The organism is Chengkuizengella axinellae (assembly GCF_030730905.1).
In the GTDB taxonomy this organism is placed as follows: domain Bacteria; phylum Bacillota; class Bacilli; order Paenibacillales; family KCTC-33759; genus Chengkuizengella; species Chengkuizengella axinellae.
The window spans coordinates 52,610-64,789 of record NZ_JAVAMP010000019.1 but is presented as its reverse complement, the minus strand read 5'-3'; the positions used below and the strand labels follow the sequence as shown (position 1 = coordinate 64,789).

Sequence of the window (12,180 nt, the reverse complement as noted above, 5' to 3'; positions counted from 1 at the left end):
TCCAATGCTCTATATAACAAGCATTTTATTTTGTTTTTGTCGACCGTCTCAGCGGCGACTTGATAAATATAACACATTAAAAACTATCATGTCAACACTTATTTATAACTTTTTTAATTCTAATAGAGTTTGTCCAATTATCAGGAATAACAATCCAAAAGACAAGCAGTTATCCATAAATTGAACCTCTATTAAATAATTAAAAACTTAATTCCGATAATACCCAATAACCCTGGAATTCCTAATAAGCTGCTTGTAACAACAACTGTTGAGTTAATTGGTATTATTTCATTTTCAACTACTAGATTAATGAAATATATGAAAATACCTGAAGTAATAATGTTAATAAATATATAATTTATCCCTTTTGTTAAACTTCTATAATTTCTGATACTAATTATAAACACAAAAACAACAATTACAATTATTAAATACCATATCAATTCCATATTTAATCCTCCAATATATTTTCCATTTGCCCTTTATTTAAAGTTTGCATCTTCTTAGCTTGTTTCAATAACATTTCATATCTTTTTTCTGCAGCTTCTAATGAAAAAATTGCAAAATCAATCTGATCTTTATCTACAGCGTAATTAAATTTTTTCTCTGCAGCAATCCAGTCATGTTTAGCTCTATTAATTTCTTCATTTATTGATTCACTTTTTTTATTATTCAGTGTACTTTGACTGAGTTTACTTAAATACTCTTGTATACTAGCCATAAATAACCTCCATATAAATGAACTAATATAATATATATAAACTGAGCCTAGATTAGAACTTCGTTTAAGAAATTCTTCATTCATTTTTTCTAAAGTACTACTATAGAAAATCTGATTTATAACCTACTATATAGTTCATAAGCCTTAAAAATACTATTTTTTTATAAACACATCAAAAAAAGCCACCTTTAAGGTGACTTTTATTCTTACAAAGTGTTATATAAAAAATTATTTAATTATGCCATTGTTGGTTGGATCGGCAATACACGCCCAATCGACTTTTGTTCCTTTATATTTTCACTTTCTTGGTATTTAACCCTTCCAATATCCGCACCTAATTGCTTTAATTTTTCAGTAACGTTTACATAACCACGATCAATGTGATGAATATCAGAAATTTCAGTTTCTCCCTCAGCCGCTAAACCAGCTAATATCAAGGCTGCACCTGCTCTTAAGTCAGTAGCGCTTACCTTAGAACCAATTAATTTAGTATTCCCAGTCACTACAGCTGTTTGACCCTCAACTTTAATTTTACCATTCATTCGTTCAAACTCAGTTACATGCATAAAACGGTTTTCAAATAATGATTCTGAAACCACACTTGTTCCTTCAGAAATCATTAATAAGCTCATCATTTGAGATTGCATATCTGTAGGAAACCCTGGGTATGGTAATGTTTTTAGGTCTACAGCCTTTAAAGATTCTGCTGCGGAAACCTGTATCCCATTTTCATTAATATCAATCTTCACTCCAATTTCCTGCAGCTTTGATATAACGGGTGTTAAATGATCTTCTATTGCACCTTCAATAAAAACGCTGCCGCCTGTAATTGCAGCTGCTATCATATATGTACCCGCTTCAATCCGATCTGGGATCACTGTATGTTCAATTCCTGACAACTGTTGAACACCTTCAATTCGTATCATTCCAGTGCCCGCACCACGAACTTTAGCACCCATCCCATTTAAAAAGTTTGCTAAATCCACAATCTCAGGTTCTTTAGCTACATTTTCAATAATTGTAGTACCTTCTGCTAACGTAGCTGCCATCATGATATTCTCTGTAGCACCTACACTAGGCACATCTAGGTATATTTTAGCTCCCTTTAATCTTCCATTAGATCTTGCTTCAATAAAACCTTGCCCAATTTCTATCTGCGCCCCTAAGGCTTCAAAACCTTTTAGATGTTGATCGATAGGACGAGTACCAATCGCACATCCCCCTGGCAAAGATATTTTAGCATAACCTTCACGTCCTAATAATGAACCTGCAACTAAAAAAGATGCTCTCATCTTCCTTACTAATTCGTAAGGTGCTTCATGTGCTTTAACTTGTTTAGCATCTATTTTTAGAACCTCATTTTCATACTGGGTATTTATTCCCATCGCCTCTAACACCTTGGCAATAGTAAGAACATCATCTAGAGGAGGAACATCTTTTATTACACTAACCCCATCTTTGGCTAATATTGAGGCGGCTATAATAGGTAATACAGCATTTTTGGCACCGCTTATTTTGACTGTACCAGATAATGGTATGCCTCCGCGGACGATTATTTTTTCCATTCTGTTGACCCCCGCGCATCAATTGTATTGTTTGCAATCTTTTTAATTTTACACCACACTTGAAATTGAAACAACTGACTTTTATTTCCTTTTTATGTTTGTCCAGTTATATAATATATACTTTTCATTGTTCACATTTCAAACAAATGTTATTCTGCTACTTTATCCAATAATATATCTTATAGCTTGGGACCAATCATAATAATCAATAATAAAACTCCCTAATTGATAACCAATAACGATTGTAATGATTACTTTTAATAACTTTGCTTCAATGCTGTTTGGATTTTTCATAAAAACATCAAATCGAAATGATTGCAACACTCTCCAGCATAATAAGATACTAAACAATACGATGAATATATTTGTAATATTTTGCACAGCTGTATCCATTATCATAAAAGCATTACATCTCCTACTCTAATAACAATTTATATATTAATACTGCAAACTCTGCTCTACTTGTTTCTTGTGTTGGTTTAAAAGATCCATCTAAATATCCATTAACTAATCCTTCTGTTTTTAATTGAGTTAGTATACCCGAAGCCCAGTATCCTTCAGGAATATCGTTAAATGGTACTTCTCCATCTATACCTTCAAAACCAAGGGAATTGGCGATGATTTTAACTGCTTCAACTCTGTTCAAATTATGATTAGGACCAAATGTTCCATCTGGATAACCATTAATTAAATCTTCTTGGTTTGCTATTAATATAGATTCATAAGCCCAGTGTTCCTCGTTTATATCGATAAAAGGAGATGAATTAGATTCTAATCCATTCAACTCCATGGCCCTGACAACCATCGTGATTGCTTCAGCACGTGTGATGTTTTCATCTGGTAGAAAAAGACCATCAGATCCGTTAACTATCCCTCTATCCCATAATTTTGCTATTTCTTCTTTAGCCCAATGTGTTTCTATATCATCAAAAATATCATCTATATTTTTCTCTATTACTTTTAAAGTATACATTTGATATTCAAAAGCTCTGCTGGTTTCAAGTTTGACATAATAAGTACCGCTAGGTAAACCTTCCAATTGTTTATAGATGTTGTCTTGTCCTTCATTCGTGGTTATAAACACTATATTCTGCATTGAGTTCAATACGCTCAAAGTAACATTTTGATCTTGCGGCAAGGAACTTAAGTCAATGTTAATATCCTTTGTTTCATTGATACTAAATGAAAACCAATCTTCATCTAAATCATTATTGAAAACACCTTTATACTCAGAATTCAACTCAAGTTTTGTTGTTTGATAGGCTTTATCATTAGGTTCATTAAGGTCTACAAATGTAGGAAGATATGTCATCTGAAATAAATAATTACCTTTAATCGGTAATGAATCCATGCCTTCTTCTTCATAGTTTTCTACTAAAAAATAGTATTTCCCAGGTAATACAGTATTATAATAGAATTCAGGTTCTCCTGCAGCTCCTCTATCTATAGGTGGCATAGAAGTACCATCTGGATTTACAATGGTCAATTTCAGATCCATACGATTGGTATTAGAAGATAATTCTATAGACAAAGAACCTTCTTGTGTGACATCCAACACATACCAATCCTTGTCATTTATTTTATGAAATGTACCTAATATTTCTTGGTTAGTTCCAGTGATATCAAATGCATTATCTTGAGCATCATTATCCTCATACATATCTGCCTCTATAATAAATTCAGAAGTAACTTGATAAGGAAATTCTCGATCTTCTTGATTTTTATATTTTATTTGGATATAACCAACTTCATCTGCATTTACTGACAATTCAGCTTGCTGCGACAAATCATAAATGATGGTTTCATCATCAAAATGATAAATCATTTCAATATCTTTCAAATCAACTTCACTGCTAGATTCAAAAATGATTTTTAAAATTCCATCATATTTACTTTCTATATAAAACCAATCCTCATCATTGTCCCCTTCTAAAGCACCTGACATCATCGCATCCAATTGAAGTGGTTTGGCCTCTTCTTTGTTATTGTTTTCTTCATAAATATCTGCAATCGCAAGTTCAGTTAAAGCCCGGTCTATTCTTAATAGTCCATAACCAGTATGTTCATCCCAACCTGATTCGTGAACATCCTCTGCTGTTTGCCTGATTAAATTTCGTATTTGATCAGGCTTCAGTTCAGGATATTGCGACCAAATCAAGGCTGCTGCTGCTGCAACCTGAGGCGCAGCTACTGAAGTACCAGTACGAACAGTATAAGTTCCATCAAGCCCTGTCGTATAAGCTATATAAGGTGCTGCTACATCAATTTCTTGTCCATAATTAGATCGTTCATGAATGGTCTTATCAAGATGCAAACCACCTACTGCTAAAACAGAGGGATAAGCAGCTGGATATTGAACGGATTGCAAGCCATCATTACCTGATGCTGCGACAATTAATACATCGTTGTCCTCCGCATACTGAACAATATCTCGCAAATATGGGGATGCGGTAGGCAGTCCCAATGATAAAACTACAACTTTCGCACCATGATCAACAGCATAACGAATACCTTCTCCAATGTCACTTTCAATCCCATTCCCTGTATCGTCTAAAGCTTTGATTGGCATAATGTTAGCATTCCATAATATACCTGAAACTCCAATTCCATTATTTCCTGACGCTGCAACAATACCCGCAACACTTGTACCATGCCCATGATCATCTTGAGGAGGAGCATTTCTATCTAATATATTTACACCTTCAACTAAATTGTCTATTAAATCTGGATGATGCAAATCAACTCCTGTATCAACGATTGCAATTGTAATGGCAGTATTTTCATTGGAAGTGTTCCACGCCTCTATAGCACCAATGTTTCCAAGATATAATTGCAATGCTGCAAACTCATCATTAGAAGCTATGATTTGAACATGCTCAACGTAGGAAGAATTATTCAAGCTATTCAACCAGTTATGTACGTCTTCACCTTCAATTGGTTTCAGCACACTGATATTATAGTCAGCATATTCTTCGACTACTTCACTTTTCGATAAAATCTGCTCATCCTTACTATCAATCCATTTCACTAGCCAGCTTTGACTCGCATCATATTCAGATTCTGCATAAGTATAGCTTTGAGTATATAAAATTTGCACACCAATGGTTGCAATCAGAAAAGAGACTATTACAACTAGATTTATTTTATATTTTTTCATGGTTGTCCCTATCCTTTGTTTTCATATTTATAGTCTATAAACTAAATCTATCATTTTTTATATCATTTATAAAGTAAATCTTATAATAAATTGTGATTGATATGGGTGGAAAATAATACAAACCCATGAAATCGGTTGTTATAGACTAATATTTTTGGTAATAATGTCCTTTTTTCTTATTTTATTAAATTCAGTCAACTTACGTGTTAAATGACTTACCCATTATTATCGAGTATTAAAGTACAAACCTTCCTTACACTATCACTTAAATTTGTAAACTTTTAAATTTTTATGTAAAAAAAACCGCCCGAAAATAACTTCGGACGGAAGTGCTATTGCGTTCAAATTAATCCTTTGTAGATCATTTGAACTTTTTATCTATAACATTAAAAAGTCTGTAAAAAGGTTGAAAATCTCATGTACATAACTTATTACATAATTCGGGAAGAACCCTAAAAGAACTGTTATTGCAGTACTAATCCATATTGTAATAGATATAGGAGTTGTAAGATTCAGCTTATCTGTACTTGCTTCAAAATTTGTTCGCATAAACATCTGACGTATAACTGAGAAATAATAGTAAAAGGAAATAACGCTTGTAAGGATCATAATGATGGCAATCCAATACACTTTAACTTGCAAAGCACCTAATAATATAAATACTTTACCAATAAATCCACCTGTTACAGGCAATCCAGCTAGTGAAAGTAAAATAATCACAAAAGCAAAAGCAGTGAATGGAGCTCGATAATATAATCCTGCAAACCCTTTAAGTTCACTATTCCCTGTAGTTCTTTCAATAGCCATCAATACTGCAAATGCACCAAGATTCATGAATAAGTAAGCAATTAAGTAGAAATACATCTCCGAAAAATTAGATGAATGCGGAACTGGACTATGCAACCCAATACCTATTGGAACCAATAAATACCCTGCATTTGCTACACCAGAATAGGCCAACAGACGTTTCATGTTTCGCTGTTTTAAAGCCAGTGTATTTCCTATAATCATTGCTGAGGCTGCTATGATTAAAATGATCATAAAAAAGTCAAGGAAGATTGGATCTTGCTGTTGTCCCCCAACTCCTAAATACACTAAATAAACTAATCTAAATATCATAGCAAAACCAGCCGCTTTAGACACAGTAGCTAAATATGCTGTTACAGGTGTTGCTGCACCTTGGTAAACATCAGCTGCCCAAGCATGAAATGGAGCCGCTGCTATTTTAGTCCCTAATCCTGCAATGATTAAAAAGAAGCTTACGTAAATAAGTAACGCAAATGATCCGTCACTGAGTTGCAATGCTTGATTGATCTCAGTTAAGTTTGTACTTCCAGTCATACCATATAAAAATGACATTCCATATAGTATGAATGCTGAGGCAATACCTCCAATGACAACATATTTAAATGAGGCTTCATTTGATTTCACACTGCTTTTCTTTATACCAACCAAGATATAAGAAGTTATACTAAGTAACTCAAGACCTACATATAAAGTGATTAAGTCTCCGGAGGATGCCATAATCATAGCACCTAAAGTAGCTGGTAAAAATAAATAATAATATTCTCCTCTATGTTGAATTTCCTCCTTTTTAATGGAGCCAATACTCATGAAAAGAACAAATATCGTTCCAACTAGGAAAATCAACTTAAACAAATTTGCAAAATCGTCTACTCGATAACTTAAATTTAGTAATTCAACTGGCAATAATGGATCTTCGGAAAGATTCAACAAACGCATATAATAAAGGACAAATCCCGCAGAAATCATTAAAGATAGTATCGATAACCATCCTAATATCGTACGATTTATCTTATTTGGCAACACCAAATCTAAAACCGATATAACTACTGCTGCAATCACTAATGTAAGCTCTGGTGATAAATATATTAAATCAGATAATTGAAGACGCATTGGTTAACCCCCCATCTTCGTGATTATACTTAGAATCGTTTCTTGCATCGGATCAATTAAAACAGCTGGGTATATTCCTAGAAGAAGAATGAAAGTTACCAAAGCAATCATTGGAACAGCTTCAATTAGTCTTGCCTCATTCATCTTAGTATATTGTACTGGTAATGATCCAAATGTTATTTTCAACACCCCACGCAGTACATACACAGCGGTTAACACAATCCCTAGTGTACCAACAACAGTAACAACCGGCATTGTTTCAAATAAACCTACAAAAGCTAAAAACTCACTAATAAACCCAGATAAACCTGGTAACCCTAGAGAAGCCATTCCGGCAATCAATAAAATACCACTTATAAATGGTATTGATTTAGCTAGGCCACCTAATTCATCCAATTGCGTAGTTTGAGTTCTCTCGTAAATACTTCCAACAATTAGAAACATTAGAGCAGATATTAAACCATGAGAAACTAATTGATATATTGCCCCTTGCATCCCTGCTTCATTAAATGCTGCAATACCAAGAAGCACAATCCCCATATGGCTAATACTTGAATAAGCTAAAATCAACCTAAACTCATTTTGAACAAACGCTAATATAGCACCGTAAAGAATATTAATAATTCCTAATATTGCTAAAACAAATGCCCATTCTTTTGCTTGCTCTGGAAATAATATCACGCCAAAACGAATGAGACCATAAGCACCCATTTTAAGCAATAAACCAGAATGAATCATAACAATAGATGGAGGTGCTTCTATATGTACCTTCAACATCCAAGTATGGAATGGAAATATCGGTAGTTTAATACCAAAAGCTATAAGCAGCATAATGAAAATAAAACTTTTCATTACATCGTTTAAATGAAATATAGTTCCTTCAAGATTAACTATAGATTGTGGATCAAATAAGTTATCAGTTATAACTGAAGTATCTGAAGTATATCTAAGTATATCACCAACCAATTCAGAACCTTCTACATAATAAAAACCTGCCGTATTAATCAAAATCAATATTGCAATCAACATAATGGCAGATCCAACACCATTGTATATAATAAACTTATTCGCTGCTCGTTCTCGATCATTGAAACCCCATATTCCAATTAAGAAAAACATAGGAATTAGAGTAATTTCAAAAAAGATAAAGAATAAAATTAAATCCCTTGCAAAGAAAACACCAAGTATACCGATTTCAAGTAACAAAAATAAAATGTAAAAGGTTTTCCATCTTTTCTTTATATAAACAGATGCGAGTGCTGCCATTAGACTAACAAACGCTGTTAAAAAGACTAGTGCTAGAGATAAACCGTCAACACCCATTATATACTTAAATTCATAAGCATAATCAATACTTGCTGTACCCGGAGGTGCAATTAACTCACTATTTAAAGGAATTTCTAGAAACTTCACTTCTTCATTAAACTGCATTCCAGAAGAACTGTTATCAAACCCTATATACAACCAAGCTGAAAATAATAAAGTGAGTATTGTTGTAGCAATAGCTACCCATCTAATCGCCTTCCCTTTTTGACCTGGAATAAACAACAAGATCAAAATACCGATTAAAGGTGAAAATGTAATCAAGGAGAGTATAGGCAAATGTTCTAACATCTAGAAATACCTCCTTCCGAGCATAGCCGCGATAATAATGATAAATCCTATTAATGTTACCAATCCGTACGTTTGAACTTGACCGTTCTGCACACTTGTACCAACTCTACCTGTTCCTAACATGATATTAGCAGTTAATTTAACAATTCCATCTACGATAAATCGATCAATTGCATTTAGAAGCAAACCCAATCCTCTTAATGGCTTCACAATAATCCAATGATAGAGCTCATCAATATAGTAACGATTTTCAAGTAATTTGTAAGCCCAATTTCTAGTGTTATGACTTTGAGATGATTTCGATTGTTCACCAAACATAATCCAACCCAATACAATACCTGCTAAAGCTACTATGATAGATATAATCATTACAATCCAATTTGTATGTTCTTCAACTACATCACCTGTTAACCATTCACCAAGCCAAGATGTCCATGGTGTAAATACAAATCCTGCAATTATAGCTAAAACACATAAAACAATAAGTGGTAATGTCATTACAAAAGGTGACTCTTTAGGAGCATTTCCAGCACGACTGTCTCCCATAAATGCAAGTTTAAAAAGTCTAGTCATATAAAATGCTGTAAAAAATGCTGCGGTAATGCCAATGATAAATAAAAATTTATTATCAATATATGCTTCAGTTAAAATCGCTTCCTTTGACCAAAATCCAGAAAATGGAGGAATTCCAGACAATGCTAATGCTCCGATCACAAAAGTCCAAGAAGTCACTTTCATTGATTTCCAAATACCGCCCATTTCCCTGATGTCTTGTTTATGCAATGCATGAATTACACTACCTGCTCCTAGGAAAAGAAGCGCTTTGAAAAATGCATGTGTGAATAAATGAAAAATCCCCGCAGTGTAAGCCCCAATTCCAAGTGCCAACATCATGTATCCTAATTGACTGACAGTGGAATAAGCCAAAATTCGTTTAAAATCGTTTTGAGCAATTGCAATTGTAGCTGCAAATATGGCAGTAAAACCACCCACATAAGCTACAACCTCCATTGCAATGGAAGAGGCCAGAAAAATATCGTAAGTTCTAGCTACTAAGTATACACCAGCAGCAACCATTGTAGCCGCGTGAATTAATGCACTAATTGGTGTAGGACCTTCCATAGCGTCCGGCAACCATGTATGTAATGGAAACTGACCTGATTTTCCCATCGCCCCAACGAATATTAAAATAGCAATCAAAGTAACAACCCACGCTTCAATAGGAATGCTATTTGTGCTGAATGCATTATGTATATCTGTAAAATCTAAAGAGTGATTTGGCATATACCAGAATAACAATAAAATCGCGATAAATAACCCAACATCTCCAATTCTAGTGACAATAAAGGCTTTTTTCGCTGCTGCTTTTGCAGACTCTTTTTCATACCAAAATCCAATAAGTAAAAAGGAACATACACCTACGAGCTCCCAAAAAATATACAACTCAAGTAAATTTACGGATATAACAAGTCCTAACATAGAAAATGTAAATAATGAGATATAACTAAAAAATACCGTGATTCTAGCATCATCTTTCATATATGCTTTAGAATATAAATTGACCAGTAAACTAACAAGAGTAACAACGATTAACATCATTGCATTTAAGTTGTTAATTTCAAATCCTAATTTTATAGAAATATCACCAAATGATAGCCAATCAAACTCGTTCCACGTATAAGCATCCATGGTTCCATTTAAACGTTCAATTAAAACTAGGAATGCCAATATAAAAGACAATAAAGTAAATCCAATACTTATGTATGAACTCCATTTATTCCCTTGTTTACCAATTGCAATTAGTATTATAAAAGCAATCAGTGGAAAGAGCGGTATAAGCCAAGCTATTTGAGAAAATACCGTTTCCATAGTACCCTTCCTTTCCTTTAGAGTTTATCCTTATTTTTTCAATGAATTCATTTCAGTAACATTTGCCGTAGCTTTATTTCGATACAATGCAATTAAAATAGCTATACCTACTGCAGCCTCAGCAGCAGCAATCGTGATATTAAACAATGAAAAAATTTGCCCTTTTAAGGAAGGATTTATTCCAAACTTTGCAAATGCAATCAAATTTAAATTTACTGCGTTTAACATCAATTCAATACATAATAAAACAATAACAGCATTCTTTTTTGACAGTGCACCATAGAGACCGATCACAAACAACACGGCAGCTAGAGTTAGATACGAAGAAATCATGTTGTCTAATCCTCCTCCCTTTTAGCCACTATAATGGCTCCAATGAAAGCGACTGTTAACAGAACAGAAACTAACTCAAAAGGAATTACATGCCAAGTAAAAAGATCAATTCCTATCAATTCTGTATTTTCTTCAACAGATGTAAATTCTTGAATCGGAAAAGCTGCTTCTTGAATCGCTAAGTATATAATGAAAAAAAAGCCGATACTTCCTAAAAGCAATAATCCGTTATGCAAAGGTCTTTTCGGCTCCTCATTTTGCCTATCATGTTTCGTCATCATAATTCCAAAAATCATTAATATTGTCATCGCACCTGCATAAATTAAAACTTGGACAAAAGCTAAAAATTCGGCTTCAAGCAGAACATACAGACCTGCAAGGCTGATAAAGGTAGTGGCAAGCGCTATAACCATATGGACAACTTTTTGGAGATTAATTAAAAAGACGGCGCCTATAATCACAAGCATGGAAAAAAAGATGAATAGTAAGTTTTCTCCGTTTAATAAAAAATCTTTAAAATTCTCCAACATAAACTACTTCTCCTCCTTTTTCGCCTTTTTTGGTGGTATATTGATACTGTTTTCTTTTCTTACATTTGTATTATTATCATTTAACCATTCCATATTTTTAAACAGATCATCTCTGCTATAGGTTGCTAACTCGAAATTATTTGTCATCACAATTGCTTCTGTTGGACAAACCTCCGTACACAAATCACATAAAATACATATTTCAAAGTTGATATCATAAGTATCTATCACTTTCCCTTTTTTCTCAGGATCAGGATTTTTCTTACCTATAAGATCAATACAATCCGTTGGACATATATTCATACACTGATTACACACGATACATTTTTCAGGATCAAAATGCTGTACACCCCGAAAACGATCAGGCATCTCAAGTGGAACATCAGGATATTGATGAGTTACTTTTTTCTTTGTAAGATTTTTTAAGGTAACACCCATTCCTTTAACTATACCTTTCAACGGTTTCACCTCGTT

General features: G+C 33.6%; 11 protein-coding genes. All 11 read right to left on the bottom strand.

Annotation, left to right across the window (positions count from 1 at the left end):
* Positions 1-191: 191 nt before the first annotated feature.
* The 11 genes from Q5Y73_RS22380 to nuoI all read right to left on the bottom strand — a co-directional run bounded on the left by Q5Y73_RS22380 (position 192) and on the right by nuoI (position 12,165).
* Positions 192-449, bottom strand: a complete 258-nt coding sequence (locus tag Q5Y73_RS22380) for a hypothetical protein (protein WP_305994153.1) — start codon at positions 447-449, stop codon at positions 192-194.
* A gap of 2 nt (positions 450-451) precedes the next feature.
* Positions 452-721, bottom strand: a complete 270-nt coding sequence (locus Q5Y73_RS22375) for a DUF2508 family protein (RefSeq protein WP_305994152.1) — start codon at positions 719-721, stop codon at positions 452-454.
* 236 nt (positions 722-957) lie between these two features.
* A complete protein-coding gene (murA, locus tag Q5Y73_RS22370; protein ID WP_305994151.1) occupies positions 958-2,286 on the bottom strand; it encodes a UDP-N-acetylglucosamine 1-carboxyvinyltransferase in 1,329 nt (442 codons plus the stop codon).
* 162 nt (positions 2,287-2,448) lie between these two features.
* Complete coding sequence (locus tag Q5Y73_RS22365) at positions 2,449-2,685, bottom strand: DUF1146 family protein (RefSeq protein WP_305994150.1); 237 nt, start codon at positions 2,683-2,685, stop codon at positions 2,449-2,451.
* A gap of 16 nt (positions 2,686-2,701) precedes the next feature.
* Complete coding sequence (locus tag Q5Y73_RS22360; protein ID WP_305994149.1) at positions 2,702-5,443, bottom strand: S8 family peptidase; 2,742 nt, start codon at positions 5,441-5,443, stop codon at positions 2,702-2,704.
* A 378-nt stretch (positions 5,444-5,821) separates the two neighbouring features.
* A complete protein-coding gene (locus tag Q5Y73_RS22355) occupies positions 5,822-7,360 on the bottom strand; it encodes an NADH-quinone oxidoreductase subunit N (RefSeq protein ID WP_305994148.1) in 1,539 nt (512 codons plus the stop codon).
* 3 nt (positions 7,361-7,363) lie between these two features.
* Positions 7,364-8,974: a complex I subunit 4 family protein gene (locus Q5Y73_RS22350; RefSeq protein WP_305994147.1), complete on the bottom strand. Its 1,611-nt coding sequence runs from the start codon at positions 8,972-8,974 to the stop codon at positions 7,364-7,366.
* Positions 8,975-10,843, bottom strand: coding sequence for an NADH-quinone oxidoreductase subunit L (gene nuoL / locus Q5Y73_RS22345; protein ID WP_305994146.1), 1,869 nt, complete (start codon positions 10,841-10,843; stop codon positions 8,975-8,977). It abuts the gene before it with no gap.
* Between the two features lie 30 nt (positions 10,844-10,873).
* Positions 10,874-11,176: an NADH-quinone oxidoreductase subunit NuoK gene (nuoK, locus tag Q5Y73_RS22340; RefSeq protein ID WP_305994145.1), complete on the bottom strand. Its 303-nt coding sequence runs from the start codon at positions 11,174-11,176 to the stop codon at positions 10,874-10,876.
* Positions 11,177-11,181: 5 nt separating this feature from the next.
* Positions 11,182-11,706 carry an NADH-quinone oxidoreductase subunit J gene (locus Q5Y73_RS22335; RefSeq protein ID WP_305994144.1) on the bottom strand — a complete coding sequence of 175 codons (525 nt, stop codon included), beginning with the start codon at positions 11,704-11,706 and terminating at the stop codon, positions 11,182-11,184.
* Between the two features lie 3 nt (positions 11,707-11,709).
* Entirely contained in the window at positions 11,710-12,165 is a 456-nt protein-coding gene (gene nuoI / locus Q5Y73_RS22330) for an NADH-quinone oxidoreductase subunit NuoI (protein ID WP_305994143.1), read from the bottom strand.
* Positions 12,166-12,180 lie beyond the last annotated feature (15 nt).